At 58.0% G+C, this 25368-nt stretch carries 22 protein-coding genes and 1 pseudogene; 15 read left to right on the top strand and 8 right to left on the bottom strand.

Annotated features, from left to right (window positions below; genetic code table 11):
* Window positions 1-350 precede the first annotated feature (350 nt).
* Together LPQ25_RS01715 and greB are read right to left on the bottom strand one after the other, a co-directional pair.
* Window positions 351-2681 (bottom strand): Tex family protein, encoded by a 2331-nt coding sequence (locus tag LPQ25_RS01715; protein ID WP_014906840.1) that lies wholly within the window; start codon window positions 2679-2681, stop codon window positions 351-353.
* Between the two features lie 100 nt (window positions 2682-2781).
* Window positions 2782-3255: a transcription elongation factor GreB gene (gene greB / locus LPQ25_RS01720; protein WP_002920503.1), complete on the bottom strand. Its 474-nt coding sequence runs from the start codon at window positions 3253-3255 to the stop codon at window positions 2782-2784.
* A gap of 227 nt (window positions 3256-3482) precedes the next feature.
* Between greB and ompR the strand changes: the two genes are divergently transcribed.
* Together ompR and envZ are read left to right on the top strand one after the other, a co-directional pair.
* A complete protein-coding gene (gene ompR / locus LPQ25_RS01725) occupies window positions 3483-4202 on the top strand; it encodes an osmolarity response regulator transcription factor OmpR (protein ID WP_001157751.1) in 720 nt (239 codons plus the stop codon).
* Complete coding sequence (envZ, locus tag LPQ25_RS01730) at window positions 4199-5554, top strand: two-component system sensor histidine kinase EnvZ (protein WP_002920333.1); 1356 nt, start codon at window positions 4199-4201, stop codon at window positions 5552-5554. Before ompR ends, envZ begins: the two co-directional genes overlap by 4 nt.
* Window positions 5555-5631: 77 nt before the next feature.
* Here envZ and pckA read toward each other — a convergent pair whose 3' ends face one another.
* The 5 genes and pseudogenes from pckA to LPQ25_RS01755 form a co-directional block, all read right to left on the bottom strand.
* Window positions 5632-7254 (bottom strand): phosphoenolpyruvate carboxykinase (ATP), encoded by a 1623-nt coding sequence (gene pckA, locus LPQ25_RS01735; RefSeq protein WP_002920331.1) that lies wholly within the window; start codon window positions 7252-7254, stop codon window positions 5632-5634.
* Between the two features lie 360 nt (window positions 7255-7614).
* Window positions 7615-8499 (bottom strand): Hsp33 family molecular chaperone HslO, encoded by an 885-nt coding sequence (gene hslO / locus LPQ25_RS01740; RefSeq protein ID WP_004188324.1) that lies wholly within the window; start codon window positions 8497-8499, stop codon window positions 7615-7617.
* 18 nt (window positions 8500-8517) lie between these two features.
* Window positions 8518-8919, bottom strand: coding sequence for a ribosome-associated heat shock protein Hsp15 (gene hslR / locus LPQ25_RS01745; RefSeq protein WP_002920326.1), 402 nt, complete (start codon window positions 8917-8919; stop codon window positions 8518-8520).
* On the bottom strand, window positions 8916-9599 hold the full coding sequence (gene yrfG / locus LPQ25_RS01750; protein ID WP_004181456.1) for a GMP/IMP nucleotidase: 684 nt from the start codon (window positions 9597-9599) through the stop codon (window positions 8916-8918). Before yrfG ends, hslR begins: the two co-directional genes overlap by 4 nt.
* A 60-nt stretch (window positions 9600-9659) precedes the next feature.
* Window positions 9660-11787 (bottom strand): annotated as a pseudogene (locus tag LPQ25_RS01755) (intracellular growth attenuator family protein).
* 320 nt (window positions 11788-12107) lie between these two features.
* On the opposite strand from LPQ25_RS01755, the gene nudE reads away from it, so the two are divergent.
* Window positions 12108-12668 carry an ADP compounds hydrolase NudE gene (nudE, locus tag LPQ25_RS01760; protein ID WP_002920321.1) on the top strand — a complete coding sequence of 187 codons (561 nt, stop codon included), beginning with the start codon at window positions 12108-12110 and terminating at the stop codon, window positions 12666-12668.
* 53 nt (window positions 12669-12721) lie between these two features.
* On the opposite strand, the gene mrcA is transcribed toward nudE, so the two are convergent.
* Window positions 12722-15286: a peptidoglycan glycosyltransferase/peptidoglycan DD-transpeptidase MrcA gene (mrcA, locus tag LPQ25_RS01765; protein WP_015875207.1), complete on the bottom strand. Its 2565-nt coding sequence runs from the start codon at window positions 15284-15286 to the stop codon at window positions 12722-12724.
* 118 nt (window positions 15287-15404) lie between these two features.
* Between mrcA and LPQ25_RS01770 the strand changes: the two genes are divergently transcribed.
* From LPQ25_RS01770 to trpS, 12 genes are all read left to right on the top strand, one after another.
* On the top strand, window positions 15405-16205 hold the full coding sequence (locus tag LPQ25_RS01770) for a type IV pilus biogenesis protein PilM (protein ID WP_004872583.1): 801 nt from the start codon (window positions 15405-15407) through the stop codon (window positions 16203-16205).
* On the top strand, window positions 16189-16722 hold the full coding sequence (locus LPQ25_RS01775; protein WP_004174028.1) for a PilN domain-containing protein: 534 nt from the start codon (window positions 16189-16191) through the stop codon (window positions 16720-16722). Before LPQ25_RS01770 ends, LPQ25_RS01775 begins: the two co-directional genes overlap by 17 nt.
* Window positions 16712-17140 carry a HofO family protein gene (locus LPQ25_RS01780; RefSeq protein WP_004151403.1) on the top strand — a complete coding sequence of 143 codons (429 nt, stop codon included), beginning with the start codon at window positions 16712-16714 and terminating at the stop codon, window positions 17138-17140. Before LPQ25_RS01775 ends, LPQ25_RS01780 begins: the two co-directional genes overlap by 11 nt.
* The gene (locus LPQ25_RS01785; RefSeq protein WP_015875205.1) at window positions 17130-17513 is read left to right on the top strand and encodes a HofP DNA utilization family protein; all 384 of its coding nucleotides are present in this window, start codon (window positions 17130-17132) and stop codon (window positions 17511-17513) included. The genes LPQ25_RS01780 and LPQ25_RS01785 overlap by 11 nt, the downstream gene beginning before the upstream one ends.
* The gene (gene hofQ / locus LPQ25_RS01790) at window positions 17446-18690 is read left to right on the top strand and encodes a DNA uptake porin HofQ (RefSeq protein ID WP_014906844.1); all 1245 of its coding nucleotides are present in this window, start codon (window positions 17446-17448) and stop codon (window positions 18688-18690) included. The genes LPQ25_RS01785 and hofQ overlap by 68 nt, the downstream gene beginning before the upstream one ends.
* A gap of 270 nt (window positions 18691-18960) precedes the next feature.
* The gene (gene aroK, locus LPQ25_RS01795; protein WP_002920267.1) at window positions 18961-19482 is read left to right on the top strand and encodes a shikimate kinase AroK; all 522 of its coding nucleotides are present in this window, start codon (window positions 18961-18963) and stop codon (window positions 19480-19482) included.
* A gap of 55 nt (window positions 19483-19537) precedes the next feature.
* Entirely contained in the window at window positions 19538-20632 is a 1095-nt protein-coding gene (gene aroB, locus LPQ25_RS01800; RefSeq protein WP_002920264.1) for a 3-dehydroquinate synthase, read from the top strand.
* 84 nt (window positions 20633-20716) lie between these two features.
* Complete coding sequence (gene damX, locus LPQ25_RS01805; RefSeq protein ID WP_015875204.1) at window positions 20717-22003, top strand: cell division protein DamX; 1287 nt, start codon at window positions 20717-20719, stop codon at window positions 22001-22003.
* A gap of 78 nt (window positions 22004-22081) precedes the next feature.
* Entirely contained in the window at window positions 22082-22909 is an 828-nt protein-coding gene (dam, locus tag LPQ25_RS01810) for an adenine-specific DNA-methyltransferase (protein ID WP_002920260.1), read from the top strand.
* 17 nt (window positions 22910-22926) lie between these two features.
* On the top strand, window positions 22927-23604 hold the full coding sequence (gene rpe / locus LPQ25_RS01815; protein WP_002920259.1) for a ribulose-phosphate 3-epimerase: 678 nt from the start codon (window positions 22927-22929) through the stop codon (window positions 23602-23604).
* Complete coding sequence (gene gph, locus LPQ25_RS01820; RefSeq protein WP_004188345.1) at window positions 23597-24358, top strand: phosphoglycolate phosphatase; 762 nt, start codon at window positions 23597-23599, stop codon at window positions 24356-24358. The genes rpe and gph overlap by 8 nt, the downstream gene beginning before the upstream one ends.
* Window positions 24351-25355 carry a tryptophan--tRNA ligase gene (gene trpS / locus LPQ25_RS01825; RefSeq protein ID WP_002920253.1) on the top strand — a complete coding sequence of 335 codons (1005 nt, stop codon included), beginning with the start codon at window positions 24351-24353 and terminating at the stop codon, window positions 25353-25355. The genes gph and trpS overlap by 8 nt, the downstream gene beginning before the upstream one ends.
* Window positions 25356-25368 lie beyond the last annotated feature (13 nt).

Below are 25368 nucleotides of genomic sequence, written 5' to 3' on the forward strand. Positions count from 1 at the left end.
CCGGGGACCGTAGCCAACGAAAAAAGAAAAAACGTTCTGTAATCGATGATAATGAGAATGGTTTTTATCATCAATACATATGATGCGCTGCAGGCTATTTTTAAAGTGAAAATCACCTTTTTATTGATATGCCGCAAAGTCAGCCTGTAATCAAAAATGCGCGAAATATTATTTCGGCGATCTAATGTTTAATTAAGGTTTCTGAAGTTAACGAAATGAAAATATTAATTTCGCTGCCTTTCAGGCGTGGAATAAAAGCAGGTTATCAGAAACAACTGAACCTGTTTTGCGCGTGATGGCGATGGCCTGGTCATGAAAAAAACTGCCCCTGAAAAAGGGGCAGGGAGAGTTTAGCGTTTTTTACCCATCGCTGCGGCGAGGGCATCCATCATCGCGCTGTTGCCGGCAGGCTGCGCCTCGCGACCGCGGGGTTTGGCGGCTTTCGCTGCCGGGCGATTTCCCTGCGGGCGCTCCTGACCACCGCCGCGGCGGGCGTTGCTGTCGCCCGGCTGCTCGTCGAGACGCATGGTCAGGGCGATACGCTTACGCGGCAGATCGACTTCCATCACTTTGACCTTGACGATGTCGCCCGCTTTCACCACGGTGTGCGGATCCTCAACAAACCGGTCAGAAAGCGACGAAATGTGTACCAGTCCGTCCTGATGAACGCCGATATCAACAAACGCGCCGAAGTTGGTGACGTTGGTGACGGCACCTTCCAGAATCATTCCCGGCAGCAGGTCATTCATGGTCTCCACACCATCGGCGAACTTCGCGGTCTTAAACTCCGGACGCGGATCGCGGCCCGGTTTTTCCAGCTCTTTGATAATGTCGGTGACCGTCGGGACGCCAAACTTCTCATCGGTGAAGTCCACTGCCTTCAGGTGGCGCAGCGCACTGCTATTGCCCATCAGATCTTTCAGCGCCTGCTGGGTGGCGGCCAGAATACGTTCGACCACCGGGTAAGCTTCCGGGTGAACGGTGGAGGCATCCAGCGGGTTGTCGCCGTGGTTGATACGCAGGAAGCCCGCGCACTGTTCAAAGGCTTTCGGCCCCAGACGGCTGACTTTCAGCAGCTGCTGGCGGTTCTGGAACTGACCATTCTCGTCGCGCCAGGCGACGATGTTCTGCGCCATCATGCGGGTCAGGCCGGCGACGCGGGTCAGCAGCGGAACGGAGGCGGTGTTCAGGTCAACGCCGACGGCGTTCACACAGTCTTCCACCACCGCGTCCAGCTTACGCGCCAGCTGGGTCTGGCTGACGTCGTGCTGATACTGGCCGACGCCAATGGATTTCGGGTCGATTTTCACCAGCTCGGCCAGGGGATCCTGCAGACGGCGGGCGATGGAGACCGCGCCGCGCAGCGACACGTCGAGGTCCGGAAACTCCTGCGCCGCCAGCTCGGAGGCGGAGTAAACGGAAGCCCCGGCTTCGCTGACGATCACCTTCTGGGCGGTGACCTTCGGGAACTGTTTCTGCACGTCGAGGAAGAAACGCTCGGTTTCACGCGAGGCGGTACCGTTGCCGATGGCCACCAGCTCAACGTTGTACTTCTCACACAGCGCGGCGACGGCGACGGCCGCTTTGGCGGCCTGGCCGGTGTGGGGATAGATGGTATCGGTAGCGACCAGTTTACCGGTGGCGTCGACGACGGCCACTTTCACCCCGGTGCGCAGGCCCGGATCGAGTCCCATGGTGGCGCGCAGCCCGGCGGGCGCGGCCATCAGCAGATCGTGCAGGTTGCGGGCGAAGACGTTGATTGCCTCGTCCTCCGCGCGTTCGCGCACGGTGCCCATCAGCTCGGTTTCGAGATGCATCAGGACTTTGATCCGCCAGGTCCAGCTGACGACGCCTTTACGCCAGCTGTCCGCCGGGGCGTTATTCAGGCGCAGGCCCAGGTGGTCGATAATAATTTGCTCGCCGTGGCTCTCTTTCGGCGGCTCGTCAAACTGCGGGTCAGCGTTTAAAGAGAGCTGCAGGACGCCTTCGTTGCGACCGCGGAACATCGCCAGCGCGCGATGCGACGGCACGGCGGCGATCGGTTCATGGTGATCGAAGTAGTCGCGGAATTTAGCGCCTTCCTCTTCTTTACCGCTGACGACGGTGGAGACCAGGTGGGCGTTTTTCCACAGATAGTCACGGACCTTCGCCAGCAGCGCGGCGTCTTCGGCAAACCGCTCCATCAGAATATAGCGCGCGCCGTCCAGGGCCGCTTTGCTGTCGGCTACGCCCTTATCGGCATCAATATATTTTGCGGCCTCCGCTTCCGGATCGTGGGCCGGTTCGTTCCACAGCAGGTCAGCCAGCGGTTCGAGCCCGGCTTCGATAGCGATCTGCCCGCGTGTACGGCGCTTCGGCTTGTAGGGCAGGTAGAGATCTTCCAGTTCGGTTTTGCTGAGCGTGGTGTTGATGGCTTTTTCCAGCGCGTCGGTCAGTTTGCCCTGTTCAGCGATGGATTTGAGGATCGCCTGACGACGGTCTTCGAGTTCGCGCAGATAGCCGAGGCGAGTTTCCAGATTACGCAGCTGCGTGTCATCCAGACCGCCGGTGACTTCTTTACGATAACGTGCAATAAACGGCACGGTGTTCCCTTCATCAAGCAGGCGAACGGCAGCTTCTACCTGTTCGGCTCTGGCCTGAAGTTCACCCGCAATAATGCGGCAGAGCGAATCATTCATCATGGCTTTTAATTCATCTTTAGGGTCAAAAAACAGGGACTAGTTATACGGACTGACGGCTAAAAATACCAGCCGCGCCGGGCGTCTCTCGGAAAGTTCTTGTCTATTTAACGTATTCGATCTCGTTGACATACCAGCTGGCTTCGCCCGCCGGCGTGTTGACGATGGCCAGATCGCCAACCTCTTTTTTTAACAGTGCGCGCGCCATCGGCGAGTCGATGGAGATATAGTCTTTGCGGCCAAAAATTTCATCGTAACCGACGATGCGAAAGCGCTTGATATCGCCTTCATCGTTTTCAATCTCTACCCAGGCGCCGAAGAAGACTTTACCTTCCTGTTGCGGCGAGTAATCGACGATTTTCAACTGTTCCAGACATTTGGTCAGATAGCGGACCCGGCGATCGATCTCCCGCAGGCGCTTTTTGTTGTACTGGTAGTCCGCGTTCTCGCTGCGGTCGCCGAGGCTGGCGGCCCAGGTCACCTTTTTGGTCACTTCCGGACGCTCCTGGCGCCACAGGTAGTCCATCTCCTGCTTCAGTTTTTCATATCCCTCGCGGGTGATCAGCGGCGTTTTCATCGTGAGTTCAACCTTCTGACTGTCTGTCGTTGCGCACAATTTGTAGCGCGTAATAATACCGACAGGATAAATACTGTGTCTTATGATTAAATGTATACTTAACCTGCTGTTAAATATGCTTTGTAACAATTTAGCCTGGAATATATACCAGATTTAGCTGGTGAGCGCGCCGGGCTTTTTTGAGAATACGCACTGACTATTGCAGTGAACCTTTGGGAGTACAAACAATGCAAGAGAATTATAAGATTCTGGTTGTGGATGACGACATGCGCCTGCGTGCGCTGCTCGAGCGTTATCTGACCGAGCAGGGCTTCCAGGTTCGTAGCGTGGCGAACGCCGAACAGATGGATCGTCTGTTAACCCGTGAATCCTTCCACCTGATGGTGCTGGATCTGATGCTGCCGGGCGAAGATGGTCTCTCTATCTGCCGTCGTCTGCGCAGCCAGAGTAACCCGATGCCGATCATTATGGTGACGGCGAAAGGCGAAGAGGTCGATCGGATCGTGGGTCTGGAGATCGGGGCTGACGACTATATTCCGAAGCCGTTTAACCCGCGCGAACTGCTGGCCCGCATCCGGGCGGTGCTGCGCCGCCAGGCGAACGAGCTGCCGGGCGCGCCGTCGCAGGAAGAGGCGGTTATCGCCTTTGGTAAATTCAAACTGAATTTAGGCACCCGCGAGATGTTCCGTGAAGACGAGCCGATGCCGTTGACCAGCGGCGAATTCGCGGTCCTGAAGGCGCTGGTGAGCCATCCCCGTGAGCCGCTGTCGCGCGATAAGCTGATGAACCTCGCCCGCGGCCGCGAATACTCTGCGATGGAGCGCTCCATCGACGTACAGATCTCCCGCCTGCGCCGCATGGTGGAAGAGGACCCGGCGCATCCGCGCTACATCCAGACCGTCTGGGGTCTGGGCTACGTCTTCGTCCCGGACGGTTCTAAGGCATGAAACGCGTGCGCTTTTCGCCGCGCAGCTCCTTTGCTCGCACACTGCTCCTGATCGTCACCTTGCTGTTCGTCAGCCTGGTGACGACCTATCTGGTGGTACTGAATTTCGCGATCCTGCCGAGTCTCCAGCAGTTTAATAAAGTGTTAGCCTACGAAGTGCGTATGCTGATGACCGACAAACTGCAGCTGGAGGATGGCACCCAGCTGGTGGTGCCCCCGGCGTTTCGTCGTGAAATTTATCGCGAGCTGGGGATTTCGCTCTATTCCAATGAAGCGGCGGAAGACGCAGGCCTGCGCTGGGCGCAGCATTATGAATTCTTAAGTCAGCAGATGGCCCATCAGCTTGGTGGCCCCACAGAGGTGCGGGTAGAGGTCAATAAAAGCTCCCCTGTGGTGTGGCTGAAGACCTGGCTGTCGCCCAATATCTGGGTGCGGGTGCCGCTGACCGAGATCCATCAGGGCGACTTCTCGCCGCTGTTCCGCTATACCCTGGCGATCATGCTGCTGGCGATAGGCGGCGCCTGGCTGTTTATTCGTATTCAGAACCGCCCGTTGGTGGATCTGGAGCACGCGGCGCTGCAGGTCGGGCGCGGCATTATTCCGCCGCCGCTGCGCGAGTATGGCGCCTCCGAAGTGCGTTCGGTGACGCGCGCCTTTAACCATATGGCGGCGGGCGTGAAGCAGTTGGCTGATGACCGTACGCTGCTGATGGCCGGGGTCAGTCATGATTTACGAACCCCGCTGACCCGCATTCGTCTGGCCACCGAGATGATGGGCGAGCAGGACGGCTATCTCGCGGAGTCGATCAACAAAGATATCGAAGAGTGCAACGCCATCATCGAGCAGTTTATCGACTATCTGCGCACCGGGCAGGAGATGCCGATGGAGCTGGCGGATCTGAATGCGGTGCTGGGGGAAGTGATCGCTGCGGAGAGTGGCTATGAGCGGGAAATCGCCACCGCCCTGCAGGCCGGCGAAATTCCGGTACGTATGCACCCGCTGTCTATCAAGCGCGCGCTGGCGAATATGGTGGTCAACGCGGCCCGCTATGGCAATGGCTGGATCAAGGTCAGCAGCGGCAGCGAAGCGAGCCGGGCCTGGTTCCAGGTAGAAGATGATGGACCGGGGATTAAACCTGAGCAGAGGGAGCACCTGTTTCAGCCGTTTGTTCGCGGCGACAGCGCCCGCAGCACCAGCGGCACCGGGCTGGGGTTGGCGATTGTTCAGCGTATTATCGACAATCACAACGGCCGGCTGGAGATTGGCTCCAGCGAACGCGGCGGGTTACTGATCCGCGCCTGGCTGCCGGTGCACCGGATGCTGGCGCCGATGAAACCCGCCAGGGAGAGCTGATCGCGCCCGCGGTTAGCTGCTCAGGATGTTGCACAATAAAAAGCCGGGCAAGCCCGGCTTTTTCACCTTTGCGCCCGTTAGCGCTGCGGTCCTGCCGCCACCAGCGCGGCGCCCGCTGGCGTATCGGTATACTTCTCAAAATTCTCAATAAACAGCTTCGCCAGCTGGTCGGCTTTTTCCTGCCACTGCTCCGGGGAACCATAGGTGCTGCGCGGATCGAGGATGTGGGTATCCACGCCCGGGAGCGCCGTCGGGATCTGCAGGTTAAACATCGGTAGGGTAAAGGTCTCCGCGTTGTCCAGCGAGCCATTGAGGATGGCGTCGATGATCGCGCGGGTATCTTTAATCGAGATGCGCTTGCCGGTGCCGTTCCAGCCGGTATTGACCAGATAAGCCTGCGCGCCAGCCGCCTGCATGCGTTTGACCAGCACTTCGGCGTACTGCGTCGGGTGCAGCGACAGGAAGGCGGCGCCGAAGCAGGCGGAGAAGGTTGGCGTGGGTTCGGTTACGCCGCGCTCGGTGCCGGCCAGTTTGGCGGTAAACCCGGACAGGAAATGGTACTGCGTCTGGTCGGCGGTCAGGCGGGAGACCGGCGGCAGGACGCCGAACGCATCGGCCGTCAGGAAGATCACTTTGGTGGCGTGACCCGCTTTAGACACCGGCTTAACAATGTTGTCGATGTGGTCGATGGGGTAGGAGACGCGGGTATTTTCGGTCTTTGAACCGTCATCGAAATCGACCGTGCCGTCGGCGCGTACCACCACGTTTTCCAGCAGGGCGTTGCGGCGGATGGCGTGATAGATATCTGGCTCGGCCGCTTCAGAGAGCTTGATGGTCTTGGCGTAGCAGCCCCCTTCGAAGTTAAACACGCCGTCGTCATCCCAGCCATGTTCGTCATCGCCAATCAGGCGGCGTTTCGGGTCGGTGGAGAGGGTGGTTTTGCCGGTGCCTGAGAGGCCGAAGAAAATGGCGACATCGCCTTTCTCGCCGACGTTGGCTGAGCAGTGCATGGAGGCGATGCCCTTCAGCGGCAGCAGGTAGTTCATGATCGAGAACATCCCTTTCTTCATCTCGCCGCCGTACCAGGTGCCGCCGATCAGCTGAATGCGCTCGGTGAGGTTGAAGGCGACGAAGTTTTCCGAATTGAGGCCCTGCTCTTTCCACTGCGGATTGGTGCATTTCGCGCCGTTCATCACGATGAAGTCGGGCTCGAATTCAGCCAGCTCTTCATCGCTCGGACGGATGAACATGTTTTTAACGAAGTGCGCCTGCCAGGCCACTTCGGTAATGAAACGTACGCTGAGACGGGTATCGGCGTTGGCGCCGCAGAAAGCGTCGACGATAAACAGGCGTTTACCGGACAGTTGCTGGGTCACCAGCCCTTTCAGATGCTGCCAGGTTTCCTGCGAAAGCGGCTTGTTGTCGTTTTTACCTTTGCCTTTATCGGACCACCAGACGGTGTCGCGGGTGGTGTCGTCGCGCACGAGATACTTATCTTTCGGAGAACGACCGGTAAAAATGCCCGTGTCGACGGCGATAGCACCCAGAGTGGTTAATACGCCACGTTCGTAGCCTTCCAGGTTCGGGTCGAGCTCTTCCTGAAACAACATGTCGTAGCTGGGGTTGTGGACGATATCCTGGACGTCATTGATACCATAAGCCTTGAGATCCTGCGGGGTTAAACCATGATTAACGCGCATGTCACTGCTCCTTAGCCAAGATGTACTGCTGTAAATTGTAGGGTTAATTGCCGGGTATTGACCGCGACCAGGCTCATAGATTTACGTATCTCGACATTCCTCAGAATGACGATAAAAACGGTGACTCCTGTCACGAAGTGGAGTGGATTATCTCAGGAAATGGGCGGATGGTGGGGTTAGATGTTTCTCAATGGTTAAAAAGTAATTAAAAAAACTGCCGAAATGTGAATGTAATCGCTTTCCTGAAATTAAATTACGTAACTCTTTCAGGGAAAATCGATTCAACTCGCGAATAAATTAAAAGTCAGGCACAACGCGACAAACAACATTGCCGCCCTGTGCCTGAGAAAGATGCGGGGATTAATGAACCTGCGGATCGGCCGGAGAGGCGTTATTACGGATCTCGGCGATGTCCATGGCATTGAAGATATAGTGGTTACCGCAGTAGTCGCAGTGCATATCAATTTCGCCTTCGTCGGCGAGGATGCTATCAATCTCTTCATCCGGCAGCGTCTTCAGCGCGCCGGCGCAGCGTTCGCGGGAGCAGGTGCACTTGAACTCCACGCTCTGCGGGTCGTAGACCGTGACTTCTTCTTCATGATACAGGCGCCACAGCACATCATTTGCCGGCAGGGTGAACAGCTCTTCCGCCTTAATGGTCTCGGTAAGCGTCGCCAGGTGCTCGAAGTCGGCAGTCTGGGCATCCTGTGCCGGCATCACCTGCAGCAGCATCCCGCCCGCCATCGGCTGGCCTTCATGATCGCCGGTGCGGATGATAAGGCGCGTCGGCAGCTGCTCTGAACGCTGGAAATAATCTTCCAGGCAGGCGGCCAGCGTATCGCCTTCCAGACCGACCACGCCCTGATAGCGCTCACCTTCTTCCGGAGAGATGGTAATGACCAGGTAGCCGTTGCCGACCATCGTTTTCAGATCCGCATCGTCCGCAATCTCGCCCTGCACGCGCGCGACGCCGCGCAGCTGCTGCTGGTTATTGCCGTTGATCACCGCCAGCTGTAAAGGGCCATCCCCCTGCAGCTGTACGGTAATGTCGCCGGCAAACTTCAGCGTCGCGGTCAGCAGACTGGTGGCGACCAACAGCTCCGCCAGCACCGTTTTGACCGGTTGGGGATAGGTGTGATTCGCCAGAATCTGTTCCAGGGTTTCCGACACCGTCACCAGCTCGCCGCGCACGGCATAGTTTTCAAACAGATAACGATGTAATTGATCGTGTTGAGTCATAATCATCTCTCTTTCTGGCGCGAGTTATTCACTCTCGCCGTGTTTAAATCTCATCAGGTCGCGGCGCTCTTTCTTGTCCGGACGTCTGTCAGGGTGCGGCATGGTCAGGGCGTTCATTTTGCGCGCCAGGGCCATTTTTTCACGCTTCTCGATACTCTCCGCCGTCTCTTCATACAGGTTGACGGCTTCGCTTGCCGGGCGGCGCTGTTCGGTAATGCCGATAATGCGCACCGTCCGCTCGTCGTTGCCCTGGCGCAGCGTCAGCATGGCGTCGAGTTCGACGATTTTTCCGGGTTTGCTACGTTGTCCGTTGTAATGCACCTTGCCGCCTTCAATCATTTCCCGCGCCAGCGCGCGGGTTTTGTAAAAGCGGGCGGCCCAAAGCCATTTGTCCAGTCTGACGGTTTCGGTGGGCTTTTCTTTCATCGCCTCTCCTTCGGGGTAAGCGAAGGGATCAGTCGTCGGTAATCATTCAGCCCCGGATGGCGCAGATACTGCTTTTCCGCCAGTCCGGAGTCAGGATTGGTAATACCCAGGCAGTAACGAATGCCAAACTCCCTCGCGGCATCCAGTATCGCCTCGCTGTCGTCGACAAACAGCGTTTTGTGCGCCTCAAGGCCAGTTTCCTCCGCCACGGCGCGCCACAGACGCTGATCCTCTTTCGGATAACCAAATGTGTGGGTGGAAAGTAATAAATCAAGGTGCGCGTCCAGGCCGGTGTGTTTGAGCTTCACCGCCAGATTGTGGGGATGGGCATTGGTCAACAGAATGCGTCGCTTACCGCAGGCCTTGAGCGCATCAAGGAACGGCACGGTATCCTCGCGCAGCGTGGCGCGCGGACCTTGTTCGCTGGTCATCGCACAAATATCCAAACCCAGGCGCTCGCTCCAGTAATCCAGACAGTACCAGTTTAGCGTATGCTGCACGGCGTGATACTCCTGGCGCATGGCGTCTTTCGCCTCCTGCAAATTGAGGCCGCGGGCGGCCCCCCAGGTTTCAGGCACCAGCGTTTGCCAGAAGTAGTTGTCGAAGGCGAGGTCCAGGAGCGTGCCGTCCATATCCAGCAGAACGGTATCGACCTCCTGCCAGGCGATATCAAAGTGCATGATGACTCTCCAGCGAGCGGAAAATGGGCGACAGGGTATCACACCCTGTCGCCGGGAAAATTAATCTTGCGAGTCAGATGAGGGGAGCAAAACCGGATTAAGGCAGCTTTCGTAATATTTCTGAATCTCTTCCATACGCTGACGATGGCGTTGATAACGACGCAGGGCCTGCACGGCGTGGTAAGCCATGCACCCCACCATTGACAGCAGCAGCAGGGTGATGCCCAGATAACGCCACAGGCCGCTGCGGTCGGGGATGCGATGCAGGTTGATATGCTGCGTGCCGTTGGCGTCAGTAAACAGGTTGGTAACGATACCTTCGGCATGGAAGGGGGTATGCATGAGCATACCGGCCAGCCGCCGCAGTTCGCCCCACTGCTCATGGGCCGGATAATCATACAGACTCACCGCCGGCCACGGCTGATTGACCAGTACGCTGCCCTCATCGCTGGCGATAAGAAAACCGCCGGGAGCCGGGCTGTTCAGCGCCTGCGCGGCCCGCGAGGTTTCGCGTATCACAAAGGGCGCGGTTGAGGTGGTCACCAGATTCTCCAGCGACTCGGCGCTGACCGGCCGCAGCAGCACGTTCACGCCATCCAGCTTGCCGGCGGTGGCGCGCTTGGTTAACGTTTCCCAGTTACGGGTATTGCCAAGATTGACCAACGCATTCTTCAGCCGCAGGCAATCATCCTTTGCCGAGCAGAGATCGTTAGTTTTCTGCACGATATCGCCGAAATCATCCAGTAGCACCATGCCTGATTTCTGAATGGCGGAGCGTAGGGCAGGGCTGACGCGGGAATCATCGTCGGTTTCCGGGTGCAGCTGGCGCTGGATGGACTGCATCAGGGCGGTCGCTTTGCTGACAATGTCAGACTCCGGCAGCGGCAGAGGAGGGGCGTCGTTCCACACAATCTGTGAACAATCGAAAGGCAGGAACGGCGAATCCTCTTTGGCGGACCAACTGCCCGGTGTGCGGATATTACACATCCCGGTACCGGTCAGGCGCAGCGTATCGCCAATGCGCACATGGGCTTTTTCCAGCTGGCTGACGGTAGTGGCTTCAATCGTTTGCGCACCCTTCAGCCACGACAGGGTGAACTTAAACGGCATATTCAACGGTACGCTGGCCCACAGCATAATCACCACCACCAGGGCGCCGGCGGCGATAATCGCGCTGCGTAGCCAGTACTGCAGCGGGAAGTTTTTCACTTCATCATGAAGCGACAGGTAGCGTCCCTGACGGGCCACGTGGCGGTTGAGATAGATATCAATATCGGTCTGCTGCCCCAGGTCCTGGGCAATCCAGGGTTGCCAGTGGCGCGGATAGATGAGATCGATAATGCCCAGCGAGATGTTATTGATTTGCTCCTGATCGTTTTCGCCAAACAATCCCCAGCGCTTAGGGACGCCCCGCAGGCAATGGATTTCGCGCAGCGCGGCGCGACGCGGCGGGCATAAATCCCCCACAGTCCGGCGGCGAGCAGCAACAAACCTGCGGCGACCAGCCAGGGGTAAAGACAGCTGGCCCAATCAGGCTGAAATAAAAGAACAGAAAGGAGGCGACGATCAGGATCGCTTCGCGCAGCCCGTCCGGGCGATTCAGAGCGTGTTCTTCAGGCGTTTCCCGACGGATCTGCCGCAACTCTACCTGCTCGCTCTCTTCGCCGCGAATGGAGGCCTGGGTGGCCGAAGCGCGTTCCAGGGCGTAGCTTTGCGCTTCCTGGCGATAGTCGCTCAGGCTATGACCGTTAAGGGTGATAACCAGCGGCAGGCTGTCGGTGGGGATCAGCTCGACGCTGTTTTCATCGTTGATATGCTGTTCCCAGAACGGCGGCAGATGAACTTCAACCGAATCGAGGAAATAGCGCCATTTATTCGGCGCGTCAGTGGTGATCCCGTAGCGGGTGATGGCGCGTGTCACCGCATAGACGGTATCACTCTGTTCGTTCAGCGCCAGAGCGACAGGCGCGCTGGTCGCACCGGACGCCGGCACCTGCTGGGCGTGGCTCAACTCGGCAACATACTTCTCAATAGCCTGGCGCTCATCCGCAGGAAGCTGCCGCGTGGTAGCGTCGCTAAAGGCGTGCAGTAGGGGGAGTCGGCGGCGTCTGGCGTGAGCGCGATACCACCATCCGATGAGCAATACGCAGATTAGCAGAGCTGTAAGGAATATCAGAAAGGTGCCCATGCCCATCCCATCAAAGTTATTTTTTTCTTACGAAATCGTCGGTGAACGTGAAGACTAACGTCAAGCTGCAGTGTTAGCGGCGCACCTGCTTACAGGGTAGTGAATATGTCATGCAGCAGCGCACAAGCTTACCAAAAACGTTAAAGCGCAGAAATCGGTAAATTCTCAAAGCGAATTCAAGCTATTGACTTTTTTATCTTTATTACTTTTCCCCCTGCAGGGAAAAGGTTACAACTCTGTAAATAAGTAGCAATTTGGATTGCCGAAAGCGTGTTGCGTATCGCACAATGACTGCTTAATCACAGCATAGACCGATGACAATGAGCAAATCATTACAAAAACCCACCATTCTCAATGTTGAAACTGTCGCCCGTTCGCGCCTCTTTAATGTCGAAAGCGTCGATCTGGAGTTCAGCAACGGTGTGCGTCGCGTTTATGAACGTATGCGGCCTTCCACCCGTGAAGCGGTGATGATTGTGCCGATTGTGGATGATCACATTATTTTGATTCGTGAGTATGCCGTGGGGACGGAGTCCTACGAGCTGGGCTTCTCCAAAGGGCTGATTGATCCAGGTGAAACCGTGGATGAAGCGGCCAATCGCGAGCTGAAAGAAGAGGTTGGCTATGGCGCCAATAAGCTGACGTTTTTGAAGAAGCTCAGTATGGCCCCCTCCTACTTCTCCAGCAAAATGAATATCATGGTGGCGGAAGATCTCTATCCGGAGTCACTGCCGGGCGATGAACCTGAGCCGCTACCGCAGGTGCGCTGGCCGCTGGCGCAGCTGATGTCGCTGCTGGATGAAGAAGATTTTAATGAGGCCCGTAACGTCAGCGCGCTGTTTTTAGTGCGGGAATGGCTGCAGGCCCAGGGCCGACTCTGAACGAGCGTCCACGCTAAGCAGCAATAAAAAAGCGCCCGCAGGCGCTTTTTTTGTCAGAACAATTCGTGGGTTTCACCGCCGCCGTCAGTCAGGGTGGTGCCAACCTCACGGACTGCCTGCTGGGTGGGCTGGGTTCCTTCAATAAAGTACTCCGCCCGGCTATTGCCCCCGTTCGCCAACTGACCAGTGCTACGGTCGATATTCACCGTGACGATACCCGGCGGCGGAGTTAACGGTTCTTCCGGAACGCCTTCCAGCACGCTCTTCATAAAGCTATCCCAGGCCGGCTGGGCGCTTTTGGCACCGCCTTCATAGCCAGAGATCTGATCTTTAATCGCTCCGGAGGCGGTGGTCCGGCCAAGATCGCGACGATGATCGTCAAAGCCGATCCAAACCGAGGTCACCACGCCCGGTCCGTAGCCTGAGAACCAGGCGTCCTTCGAGCTGTTGGTGGTCCCGGTTTTCCCACCGATGTCATGCCGCTGCAGATCGCGTCCGGCGCGCCAGCCGGTGCCCATCCAGCCCGGCTCGCCAAAGATGTTGCTGTTCAGCGCGCTCTTGATCAGGAAGGCCAGCGGTGTGTTAATCACATGCGGCGCGTATTCCTGTGCGCCGCTCTGCGCGACCAGCGACTGGTTGGCCTGCTCCAGCTGCGGCTGCGGCTGCGGAGGCACGTTGCCATTCTGCGGTTCCGCGGAGGTGGCGACATCTTCCACATCCTTGTTTTCCAGCACGTTGGATTTTGGCGTATCGCCGTAAATTACCGGTAAATCACACTGCGGACAGGCAATTTTCGGACGCTCCTCGAAGAGGACCCCGCCCTGATCGTTCTCAATCTTAATGATAAAGAAAGGATTGACCAGGAAGCCGCCGTTGGCCATCACCGAATAACCGCGAGCGACCTGCAGGGGCGTAAAGGAGGCTGAGCCCAGCGCCAACGATTCCGTGTGGACAATGTTCTGCGCCGGGAAGCCAAAGCGCTGCAGATACTCGGCGGCGTAGTCTACGCCCATGGCGCGCATAGCGCGCACCATCACCACGTTTTTCGACTGCCCCAGGCCCTGGCGTAAACGAATCGGACCGGCATACTGCGGCGGCGAGTTCTTCGGCCGCCAGTCGGAACCTGCGCCCGCATCCCAGCGCGAGATCGGCACATCGTTGAGCATACTTGCCAGCGTTAAGCCTTTATCCATCGCGGCGGTATAGAGGAACGGTTTAATGTTGGAGCCGACCTGGCGCAGCGCCTGGGTGGCGCGGTTGAATTTGCTCTGGTTAAAGTCAAACCCGCCGACAAGGGCAATAATCGCGCCGTTTTGCGGGTTAATGGAGACCAGCGCTGAGTTGACGTCCGGGAGCTGGGACAGCCACCAGCTGTCACCCACCTTGCGTACCCAGATCTGCTGCCCGGCCTGCACAACGTCGTTGACTTTACGCGGGGTCGCCCCTTGCTGCGTATCAGAGATAAAGCGACGGGCCCAGCGCACGCCCTCCATCGTCAGCGAAACGGAGTCGCCGTTAGCCAACAGCGCGACAGCCTCCTGGGCATTCGCGGAGGTGACCACCGCCGGGAAAAGCGGACCGTAGCCAGACTGACGCTTCAGCGAATCGACGATCTTCTTCGTCTCCCACGGCGTTTCGCCGACTTTCCACAGTACGCTGGCCGGGCCGCGGTAGCCGTGACGCATATCGTAATCCAGCACGTTATTGCGTACCGCCTGCTGGGCCGCCTGCTGGTTTTTACGGGTAATGGTGGTGTAGACCCGATAACCATCTTCGTAGGCCTGCTCGCCGTAGCGATTCACCATCTCCTGGCGCACCATTTCACTCAGGTAAGGGGCGGAGAAGGCGATTTTCGGCGCGTGATAGCTGGCGTCGATGGGTTCGCTGCGCGCCTCATCGTATTGCGCCTGGGTGATGTATCCTTCGCTCAGCATACGCGACAGCACCACGTTGCGACGGGCGGTCGCGCGATCCATCGAATAGAGCGGGTTAAAAGTGGAAGGCGCTTTCGGCAGACCGGCAATCACCGCCATCTCACTCAGGGTCAGTTGGTCGATAGGTTTGCCAAAATAGACCTGCGCCGCGGCGCCGACGCCATAGGCGCGGTAGCCGAGGTAGATCTTGTTCAGATACAGCTCAAGGATTTCATCTTTATTCAGCAACTGCTCGATGCGGATGGCCAGAAAGGCCTCTTTAATCTTACGCATCAACGTCTTCTCGGGGCTGAGAAAGAAGTTACGCGCTAACTGCTGGGTGATGGTGCTGGCGCCCTGGGAGGCGTGGCCTGAAAACATCGCCACGCTGGCGGCGCGGAAAATACCTACCGGATCGACGCCATGGTGCTCATAGAAGCGGCTGTCTTCGGTGGCGATAAACGCTTTCACCAGCTCGGGGGGAATTTGCTGCAACGTCACAGGGATACGGCGCTTTTCGCCGTACTGCGCAATAAGCTCACCGTCGGCGCTATAGACCTGCATCGGGATCTGCAAACGCACATCCTTCAGGGTTGCGACGTCGGGGAGTTGCGGCTCTATGTATTTGTAGAGGCCAAAAATCGAGCCTGCTCCCAGCAGTACGCAACAGACTGCAAGGATCAATAGATACTTTACGAACTTCACCGGTGTTTTCCCATTTAGTTTTATTTGGGCAGTTTATAAACAAACGCGCGGTAGTATAAAGGCAAGCCAGGTGCATTGATATAGCCGGGCAGTTTTGCCGGATAAGGAGATCGTAAGCATGGCTTTCAGAAACTGGCGGCTTGGAATGCATATCCAACAGGATAGCATTGCCATTGTCGCGCTATTGCATGAACGTTCACACTGGGCGCTGCGCCGCTGGTGGCGTATCCCATTGCCGCCGGGGCTGGTACGTCAGGGAATGGTGGCGGACGTCAGCGCACTCGGTTCGCGGCTGGCCGCCTGGCGGCGGGAGCTACCGGCGCAGCATCAGGTTAGTATCGCCTTTCCCGCGGTGCGCACACTGCAAAAGCGTCTTCCGTATCCCCAGTTCGCCCTGCGGGAGCGGGAACAGGCGACGTGGGTAGCCAGCGCCATGAGCCAGCAGCTGGCAATGCCTGCCTCCGCGCTATGTATTGATTATGCGCCCACCTCGCGGGATGACGGCTGGCAGGTTACGGCGGCGCAGCGGCTGGATATCAATGTTCTGCGGGAGCTGGCAGGGCGGCTGCGGCTGCGGGTGGCGGCCATCGTACCGGATGCCAGTGCGCTCGGCGCCTTTTTCCCCTGGATGACTGCGGCAGACCAGGGCCTGGCGTGGCGGGATGAAAAGCACTGGCTGTGGGCGACCCGTGAGGCCTGGGGCAGTGACGCCTGCGCTGATGTCGGGTCCTTAAGCCAGCTGGCGGGGCAGCTTCAGGTTCCGCTGCGCCTGTGTATTGACGCGGGCGATGAGGCCAGTCGCTTTGATGTCTGGCAAGTGATTCACCGTCGGCAGCCCCCGCTGCCAGCCGATGGCGATCGTTACGCCATTGCCCTTGGGCTGGCGCTGGGAGGCGGGCGGCATGACGCATGTCGTTAATCTTCTTCCCTGGCGCGACCTGCGTCGCCGCCAGCGCCTGCGCTACGTCCTGTTGTTAACCATCGGCATTGTGCTGCTGGGGGGGATGGGCCTGCTGGTGAGCCGAACGGCGCGTCTGCAGCGCGACTTCCTGGCGACGCTTCACACGACGGCCGACGCGCAGCTGCTCGCTTCGCTTAAGCAGCGCGAGCAGGCGATGCGTGAGGCGTGGCAGCAGCATCAACGGCAGCGCCAGCAGTACCAGCGCAGATCGGCGATCGCCGCCTGGCAACCCAGGCTGCAGGCGCTGGCGGCAGATCTGCCCGCGCAGGCGTGGCTGACGCGGCTGGAGTACCAGGGCGTACTCCTCACGCTGGACGGCCTGGCCCTTAACCTGCAGGCGCTAACCAGCGTGGAGGCTGCGCTGACTCGCGTCGCGGGATTCGCGCCGGCAAAAGCCGGCGGGACCCAGCGCGACGCCGAGGGGCGTTGGCAGTTCAGTTTTACCCTGACGGGAGCGCGCGCTGATGCGGATTAACCTTCGGGGCGCCTGGACGGGGCTGCCGATCCTGCTCGCAATGGGGCTGTCGGGAGGCGGCGTGGCGCTCTGGCGCGATCTGCGCCCGCCGCAGGCGGCGGTAACCCGTGATGCGGCGTTGCAAACGCAGTGGCGGCGGATCATGGCGCTGCGCATCCCCGGCGAGGAAAATCCCGGGGCGCGCATCGACACGCAGTCATTTTCGCCCATAGCCATTCCGCTCTCCGGAGCGAAGCTTATTGCCTGGCGTCCGCAGGGAAGCGGCGGCGAGATGGAGCTGACCCTGTCCTGGTCAACGGTACCCGCGCTTTTTTCCTGGCTGGCGCGCTGCGGGATGAATCCGCGTTCGTTTTCGCTGGGCCGTGAGGCGCAGACGCTCCGCCTGCGACTGCTGCTGGAGGCGGAAGATGAGCGGTAAACGCTGGATCTTCCTGTGGCTACCGCTGTCGCTGCTGGCAGCCGAGCGTGACCCTTTCCAGCCGGTTGAGGATCCCTGCCGCACGGCGCAGCTTTCGCAATGGCGCTATGGCGGGGCGGTTGGGGATGATGCTGCCTGGACGGGGTTTCTGCAGGATGGGAACGGAAAGTGGCGACGGGTACGCATGGATGAGCAATTGCTCACGGGCTGGCGGGTGAGCCGGCTGACGGCCGGTGAGCTGGACATCGTCACGTCTTCGGGATGTGAACCGCCAGCGTGGCGCTGGCAACGTGAAGGGAAACAACATGATGCGATGGATAAGCCTGCTGCTTCTGCTGCTGCCGCTGGTGGTGGCCCCCGCCGCCCGCAATGATAAACCGGTTTCGCTGGTGATTGACGATGCGCCAGTGGCTCAGGTGCTGCAAGCCCTGGCCGAAATGAACCATAAGAACCTCGTCGTCGCGCCGGACGTCAGCGGCACGCTCTCCCTGCGTCTGCAGAAGGTTCCCTGGAGCCAGGCGCTGCGGGCGGTAGCGGATAGCGCGGGTCTCTCTTTGCAACAGCAGGGGACGGTCATCTACGCGCACACTCAGGCCTGGCAAAAGGCAAATCAGGCGCAGCGTGAAGCCGAACAGGAGAAACGCCTGCAGAACCTGCCCCTGCAGGCGGAGAGCGTGACCCTGCACTTTGCCGACGCTGAAGAGCTGGCTAAAAGCGGCGGAAAGCTGCTCAGCGCCAGGGGACACCTGATGGCGGACAAGCGGACTAATCGGCTGCTGATCCGCGATGATGCCCGGCACCTGCCGGCGTTGAAGGCCTGGGCGCAGGAGATGGATCTGCCGGTCGGCCAGGTGGAGCTGGCCGCCCATATCGTGTCGATGAGCGAAACCAGCCTTCGTGAGCTGGGGGTGAAGTGGCGGCTTGCGGAAGCCGGAAGCCCGCCAGGCTCCGGGCAAATCACCACCCTAAGCAGCGATGTATCGGTAAACGATGCCAGCACCCGCGCAGGGTTTAACATCGGCAAGATCAACGGTCGCTTGCTTGAGCTGGAGCTATCCGCGCTGGAGCGCAAGCAGCAGGTCGAAATTATTGCCAGCCCGCGTTTATTGGCCTCCCACATGCAGCCTGCCAGCATCAAGCAGGGAAGCGAGATCCCCTATCAGGTTTCCAGTGGCGAAAGCGGCGCCACTTCGGTGGAGTTCAAAGAGGCGGTGCTGGGCATGGAGGTCACGCCGACGGTGCTGCAGCAGGGAAGAGTGCGGCTTAAGCTGCGAATAAGCGAGAATACGCCAGGCCAGGTGCTGAAGCAGGAAAACGGCGAAGCGCTGGCCATCGATAAGCAGGAGATAGAGACCCTGGTGGAAGTTCGCAGCGGCGAGACTTTAGCGTTGGGCGGCATCTTTTCGCAGAAAAACAAAACCGCCCGCGACAGCGTCCCGCTGCTTGGCGATATCCCGGTACTGGGACGTCTGTTTCGTCGTGACGGGAAAGATAATGAACGTCGCGAACTGGTTGTCTTTATTACGCCACGGATTCTGGCAGTACGTTAAGCAGGTTTTTCATGCTAAACACGTTTCAGGTGTTTGACGTGAGGACGGATTTAGCATACAAGGGGTACCGATTTGAGAGTCGGGTACGACATCAATCCTCCCTTTATTGTCCGGCGATTTTATTCAGTTGCCAAACCAGCCGGAGTATTGAGATAATTTTTAGTCTGACTCTCGCTCTATTGCATATGAGGTTTCAGTTCATGCCCTGCGGCGCTGGGTGTCTGCGAAGCGGGTTTATCATTAACGAATAGTCTTAGTAGTACCGAAAAAATGGCAGAGAAACGCAATATCTTTCTGGTTGGGCCTATGGGTGCCGGCAAAAGCACTATTGGGCGCCAGTTAGCCCAACAGCTCAACATGGAATTTTACGATTCTGATCAAGAGATTGAGAAACGCACTGGCGCTGATGTGGGCTGGGTCTTCGATGTTGAAGGCGAAGAAGGCTTCCGTGACCGTGAAGAGAAAATTATCAATGAGTTGACGGAAAAACAGGGGATTGTGCTGGCGACTGGCGGCGGCTCTGTAAAATCCCGTGAAACGCGTAACCGTCTCTCCGCCCGCGGCGTGGTGGTCTACCTGGAAACTACGATCGAGAAGCAGTTGGCCCGTACGCAGCGCGATAAAAAGCGTCCTTTGCTACAAGTCGATGCGCCGCCTCGTGAAGTGCTGGAAGCGCTGGCTGACGAGCGTAACCCGCTGTATGAAGAGATCGCCGATGTGACTATCCGCACAGACGATCAGAGTGCGAAAGTCGTCGCGAACCAGATTATTCATATGCTGGAAAGCAACTGATTCTGGCTTAATAAAAGTGCGTCAGAGTAATAGTCATTGAGGTGGATGTCGCGTTATGGAGAGGCTTACTGTTACCCTCGGGGAACGTAGTTACCCGATTACCATCGCGGCTGGTTTGTTTAACGATCCAGCTTCCTTCCTGCCACTCAAGTCGGGCGACCAGGCTATGCTGGTCACCAACGAAACGCTGGCGCCGCTTTATCTGGATACCGTCCGCTCTGCGCTGGAGCAGTCAGGGGTCAACGTTGACAGCGTCATTCTGCCAGACGGCGAGCAATACAAAAGCCTGGCGGTGATGGATACCGTGTTTACTGCGCTGTTGCAAAAACCACATGGCCGCGACACCACTCTGGTGGCGCTTGGCGGGGGGGTGATCGGTGATTTAACCGGTTTCGCCGCGGCAAGCTATCAGCGCGGCGTGCGTTTCATCCAGGTCCCTACCACCCTGTTGTCGCAGGTCGACTCGTCGGTCGGCGGCAAAACCGCAGTGAACCACCCTCTCGGCAAAAACATGATTGGCGCCTTCTGGCAGCCGGTTTCCGTGGTAGTTGATCTTAACTGTCTGAAAACTCTGCCGAAGCGCGAGCTCGCTTCCGGACTGGCTGAGGTCATCAAGTACGGGGTGATCCTGGATGGTGAATTCTTCAGCTGGCTGGAAAACAACATTGATGCGCTGCTGGCGCTGGACGATACCGCCATGGCGTACTGCATTCGCCGCTGCTGTGAACTGAAAGCGGAGGTTGTGGCAGCCGACGAGCGTGAAACCGGGTTACGTGCTTTACTCAATCTTGGACATACCTTCGGCCATGCTATCGAAGCGGAAATGGGCTACGGTAACTGGCTGCATGGCGAAGCGGTGGCGGCAGGTATGGTGATGGCGGCACGCACGTCCGAACGGCTGGGGCAGTTCCGCGCGCAGGATACTCAGCGCATTATCGATCTGCTCAAGCGTGCAGGCTTACCGGTACGCGGCCCGCAGGAAATGAGTGCGCAGGCGTATTTGCCCCATATGATGCGCGATAAAAAGGTACTGGCTGGCGAAATGCGGCTGGTGCTCCCGCTCGCAATAGGAAGCAGCGAGCTGCGCGGCGGAGTGCCGCACGATGTGGTTCTTGGCGCGATTGCTGATACTCAGCAGGCGCAACAATAAGAAGGTCTGGCCGCGTTCGCGCGGCGTTATCATTTCGGGTGATGTGCAATAATCGTGAGCATAAGCCTTTTAGTGGGGTGTTAAATGGATGATTTCAAACCAGAAGACGATATGAAAGCCGATCGCAACGATCGTCGTGCTGGTCGTTCCCGTCAGTCTTCCGAGCGTGATGCCGATCCGCAGATCAATTTTGACGATGTTGATCTTGATGCCGATGAAGGCCGTCCGACGCGCGCTGGTAAGGCCCGTCGCGAGCGTGAAGAGGAAGAGTTCGAAGAAGAACTGGATGCGCAAGACGAGGAGATGCTCGAAGAGCAGCCTGTAGAGCGTCGTCCGCGCAAGCGTAAAAAAGCGCCGGCCAAACCGGCCTCCCGCCAGTACATCATGATGGGTGTGGGGATTCTGGTGCTGCTGCTGTTGATCGTGGGTATCGGTTCCGCACTGAAATCGCCATCATCTTCCAGCCAGCAGACCGCTTCCGGCGAGAAGAGCATTAATCTGTCTGACGACCAGTCCGCCAGCATGCCTGCTGCCGGCCAGGACCAGACTGCCGCCGCTAACAGCACCTCACAGCAGGACGTAACGGTACCGCCTATTGCCGCGAACCCGACGCAGGGCCAGGCAGCGGTTGCGCCGCAGGGCCAGCAGCGTATCGAAGTTCAGGGCGATCTGAACAATGCCTTGACCCAGCAGCAGGGCCAACTGGACGGCGCCGTGGCTAACTCGACGCTGCCGACTGAACCGGCTACCGTCGCGCCAATCCGGAATGGCGCCAATGGCACCGCGGCGCCGCGCCAGGCGACCGAGCGTCAGACAGCAGCGACCCCGCGTCCGGCTGAACGTAAGCATACCGTTATCGAAGCGAAGCCGCAGTCGAAGCCACAGGCCGTGGCGAAAACGCCGGTAGAATCGAAGCCGGTCCAGCCGAAGCATGTTGAAAGCACGGCGACCACCGCTCCGGCGAAAACGTCCGTCAGCGAAAGCAAACCGGTGGCCACCGCTCAGAGCAAACCGACCACGACGACCGCAGCGCCAGCGGCAACGGCAGCTGCGGCAGCGCCGGCAGCGAAGACCGGGAAGACGGCAGGTGACGTCAGCTCAATGAAAACTGCGCCGTCGGGTCACTATACTCTGCAGCTCAGCAGCTCCTCTAACTACGACAACCTCAACAACTGGGCGAAGAAAGAGAAGCTGGATAAATATGTTGTCTATGAAACGTCGCGTAACGGCCAACCATGGTACGTGCTGGTGAGCGGTATCTATGCATCGAAAGATGAAGCGAAACGTGCTGTCACCTCGCTGCCGGCGGACGTGCAGGCGAAAAATCCATGGGCAAAACCGCTGCATCAGGTTCAGGCTGACCTGAAATAATGCCGTGGGGTAGTCTTAAGCGCAGGATGCTGTCGGAGCTTTCTCCACAGCCGGAGAACGTGTAATTAGTTAGGCAGCATGAAAAAGAATCGCGCTTTTCTGAAGTGGGCAGGGGGAAAGTTCCCCCTGCTTGACGATATTAAAAAGCATTTGCCGGAAGGCGAGTGCTTGATCGAGCCCTTTGTGGGCGCCGGGTCGGTATTTCTTAATACCGACTTTTCTCGTTATATCCTCGCGGATATCAACAGTGACTTAATCGGCCTGTACAACATCGTCAAACTGCGCACCGACGAATACGTCGCCGCCGCCCGTGAGATGTTTACCCCGGAAAATAACGTCGCTGAGCGCTACTACCTGTATCGTGATGAATTTAACCAAAGCCAGGATCCGCTGCGTCGCGCGGTGCTGTTCCTGTATTTGAACCGTCACGGCTACAACGGCCTGTGCCGCTACAATCTGCGCGGCGAGTTCAATGTGCCGTTTGGCCGTTATAAAAAGCCCTATTTCCCCGAAGCTGAGCTCTATCATTTCGCCGAGAAGGCGCAAAACGCCGAGTTTTACTGCGAATCTTACGAAGAGTGCATGCAACGTGCGGATAGCCGCACAGTGGTGTATTGCGATCCGCCCTATGCGCCGCTAACGGCGACGGCGAACTTTACCGCCTACCACACCAACAGTTTCAACCTGGAACAACAGGTACTGCTGGCGCAAAAGGCGGAATCGCTGATGAAAAAGCGCATCCCGGTGCTGATTTCCAACCACCGCACGCCGCTGACGCAGGAATGGTATAAAAACGCGGCAGAAACGCATATTGTGAAGGTGCGGCGCAGCATCAGCAGCAACGGTGGTACGCGTAAAAAGGTGGACGAGCTATTAGCGCTCTACCGTCCGCCTAAGACCAAATAAATTTCAAGGAGATGCGGATGAAGCAGTATTTGATTGCCCCTTCGATTCTGTCGGCTGATTTTGCCCGTCTGGGTGAGGATACCGCGAAGGCGCTGGCGGCGGGTGCGGATGTCGTGCACTTCGACGTTATGGACAACCACTACGTGCCAAACCTGACGATTGGCCCGATGGTGCTGAAGTCACTGCGTAATTACGGTATTACCGCGCCAATCGACGTTCACCTGATGGTGAAGCCGGTCGACCGCATCATTCCTGATTTTGCCGAAGCCGGCGCCAGCATTATCACCTTCCATCCGGAAGCCTCCGAACACGTCGATCGCAGCCTGCAGCTTATCAAAGAGCACGGCTGTAAAGCGGGCCTGGTGTTTAACCCGGCGACGCCGCTGAGCTACCTCGATTACGTGATGGATAAGCTGGACGTGATCCTGCTGATGTCGGTTAACCCGGGCTTTGGCGGCCAGTCCTTTATTCCCCAGACGCTGGATAAACTGCGTGAAGTGCGCCAGCGCATCGATGCGTCCGGCTACGACATCCGCCTGGAAGTGGATGGCGGCGTGAAAGCCAGCAATATCGGCGAAATCGCCGCGGCGGGTGCGGATATGTTTGTTGCCGGTTCGGCGATCTTCGGTCAGCCGGACTACAAGCAAGTCATTGATCAAATGCGTAGTGAATTAGCGAAGGTGAGTCATGGATAAATTACAGGCGATCCGCGGCATCGCATTTGATCTCGACGGCACGCTGGTGGACAGCGCGCCGGGTCTAACCTCGGCGGTTGATAACGCCCTGTACGCCCTGGAGCTGCCGGTGGCGGGAGAAGAACGCGTTATCACCTGGATCGGTAACGGCGCCGATGTCCTGATGGAGCGGGCGCTGACCTGGGCTCGTCAGGAGCGAGCAACGTTACGTGCGGCGATGGGCAAGCCTTCCGTCGACGATCATGATATTCCGCAAGACGAGCAGCTGCGCATTTTGCGTAAACTGTTTGACCGCTATTACGCCGAAGCGGCGGAAGAGGGCAGTTTCCTGTTCCCGGCGGTGGCCGATACGCTCGGCGCGCTGCATGCCAAAGGCTTGCCGCTGGCGCTGGTTACCAATAAGCCGACGCCGTTTGTCGCCCCGCTGCTGGACGCGCTCGATATTGCGAAATATTTTACCGTGGTGATTGGCGGCGATGACGTGCAGAATAAAAAGCCGCATCCGGAACCGCTGCTGCTGGTGGCGGAAAAGCTCTCTCTGGCTCCAGCCGAGCTGCTGTTTGTCGGCGATTCGCGCAATGATATTCAGGCGGCCAAAGCGGCAGGCTGCTGCTCTGTTGGTCTGACCTACGGTTATAACTATGGTGAACCGCTTGCGCTGAGCGAGCCGGACTATCTCTTCGACCAGTTTAACGAACTCTTACCCGCTCTCGGGTTACCGCACAGTGAAACTCAGGAATTGAAACATGACTAAGCCCATCGTTTTTAGTGGCGCACAGCCCTCAGGTGAACTGACCATTGGCAACTATATGGGTGCGCTGCGTCAGTGGGTAAACATGCAGGACGATTACCACTGCATCTATTGCATCGTGGACCAGCACGCCATCACCGTGCGCCAGGATCCGCAGCAGCTGCGCAAGGCGACGCTGGACACCCTGGCGCTGTATCTGGCCTGCGGCATCGACCCGCAGAAAAGCACTATCTTCGTGCAGTCGCACGTGCCGGAACATGCCCAGCTAGGCTGGGCGCTGAACTGCTACACCTATTTCGGCGAACTGAGCCGCATGACTCAGTTTAAAGACAAGTCAGCGCGCTACGCGGAGAACATCAACGCCGGTCTGTTTGATTATCCGGTACTGATGGCCGCTGACATTCTGCTGTACCAGACCAACCAGGTTCCGGTGGGCGAAGATCAGAAACAGCACCTTGAGCTAAGCCGCGATATCGCCCAGCGTTTTAACGCCATCTACGGCGATATTTTTAAAGTGCCTGAGCCGTTTATCCCTAAATCCGGCGCGCGCGTGATGTCGCTGCTGGAGCCGACGAAAAAGATGTCCAAGTCCGACGACAACCGCAACAACGTCATCGGCCTGCTGGAAGATCCGAAATCGGTGGTCAAGAAGATTAAACGTGCGGTCACCGACTCCGACGAGCCGCCGGTAGTGCGTTACGATCTGAAAGAGAAAGCGGGCGTCTCCAACCTGCTGGATATCCTCTCCGCGGTTACCGGGAAAACTATTCCTGAGCTGGAACAGCATTTTGAAGGCAAAATGTATGGCCACCTGAAAGGCGAAGTCGCCGAAGCGGTATCGGGCATGCTGATTGATCTGCAGGAGCGCTATCACCGTTTCCGTAACGACGAAGCGTTTCTCAATCAGGTGATGAAAGACGGCGCGGAAAAGGCCAGCGCGCGGGCTTCTCAAACCCTGAAAGCGGTATACGAAGCGATTGGCTTTGTCGCCAAGCCGTAAGCGACGCAACAGC

It is taken from the genome of Klebsiella sp. KPN54798 (genome assembly GCF_021184225.1).
Lineage (GTDB): Bacteria > Pseudomonadota > Gammaproteobacteria > Enterobacterales > Enterobacteriaceae > Klebsiella > Klebsiella pneumoniae.

Coding starts and splice junctions, on each gene's coding strand:
- LPQ25_RS01780 (WP_004151403.1), top strand. CDS start 16,712: ATGCGGATTAACCTTCGGGGCGCCTGGACGGGGCTGCCGATCCTGCTC.
- hslR (WP_002920326.1), bottom strand. CDS start 8,919: ATGAAAGAAAAGCCCACCGAAACCGTCAGACTGGACAAATGGCTTTGG.
- LPQ25_RS01775 (WP_004174028.1), top strand. CDS start 16,189: ATGACGCATGTCGTTAATCTTCTTCCCTGGCGCGACCTGCGTCGCCGC.
- envZ (WP_002920333.1), top strand. CDS start 4,199: ATGAAACGCGTGCGCTTTTCGCCGCGCAGCTCCTTTGCTCGCACACTG.
- aroB (WP_002920264.1), top strand. CDS start 19,538: ATGGAGAGGCTTACTGTTACCCTCGGGGAACGTAGTTACCCGATTACC.
- pckA (WP_002920331.1), bottom strand. CDS start 7,254: ATGCGCGTTAATCATGGTTTAACCCCGCAGGATCTCAAGGCTTATGGT.
- yrfG (WP_004181456.1), bottom strand. CDS start 9,599: ATGCACTTTGATATCGCCTGGCAGGAGGTCGATACCGTTCTGCTGGAT.
- rpe (WP_002920259.1), top strand. CDS start 22,927: ATGAAGCAGTATTTGATTGCCCCTTCGATTCTGTCGGCTGATTTTGCC.
- trpS (WP_002920253.1), top strand. CDS start 24,351: ATGACTAAGCCCATCGTTTTTAGTGGCGCACAGCCCTCAGGTGAACTG.
- aroK (WP_002920267.1), top strand. CDS start 18,961: ATGGCAGAGAAACGCAATATCTTTCTGGTTGGGCCTATGGGTGCCGGC.
- nudE (WP_002920321.1), top strand. CDS start 12,108: ATGAGCAAATCATTACAAAAACCCACCATTCTCAATGTTGAAACTGTC.
- hofQ (WP_014906844.1), top strand. CDS start 17,446: ATGATGCGATGGATAAGCCTGCTGCTTCTGCTGCTGCCGCTGGTGGTG.
- greB (WP_002920503.1), bottom strand. CDS start 3,255: ATGAAAACGCCGCTGATCACCCGCGAGGGATATGAAAAACTGAAGCAG.
- LPQ25_RS01770 (WP_004872583.1), top strand. CDS start 15,405: ATGGCTTTCAGAAACTGGCGGCTTGGAATGCATATCCAACAGGATAGC.
- ompR (WP_001157751.1), top strand. CDS start 3,483: ATGCAAGAGAATTATAAGATTCTGGTTGTGGATGACGACATGCGCCTG.
- LPQ25_RS01715 (WP_014906840.1), bottom strand. CDS start 2,681: ATGATGAATGATTCGCTCTGCCGCATTATTGCGGGTGAACTTCAGGCC.
- hslO (WP_004188324.1), bottom strand. CDS start 8,499: ATGATTATGACTCAACACGATCAATTACATCGTTATCTGTTTGAAAAC.
- LPQ25_RS01785 (WP_015875205.1), top strand. CDS start 17,130: ATGAGCGGTAAACGCTGGATCTTCCTGTGGCTACCGCTGTCGCTGCTG.
- gph (WP_004188345.1), top strand. CDS start 23,597: ATGGATAAATTACAGGCGATCCGCGGCATCGCATTTGATCTCGACGGC.
- damX (WP_015875204.1), top strand. CDS start 20,717: ATGGATGATTTCAAACCAGAAGACGATATGAAAGCCGATCGCAACGAT.
- dam (WP_002920260.1), top strand. CDS start 22,082: ATGAAAAAGAATCGCGCTTTTCTGAAGTGGGCAGGGGGAAAGTTCCCC.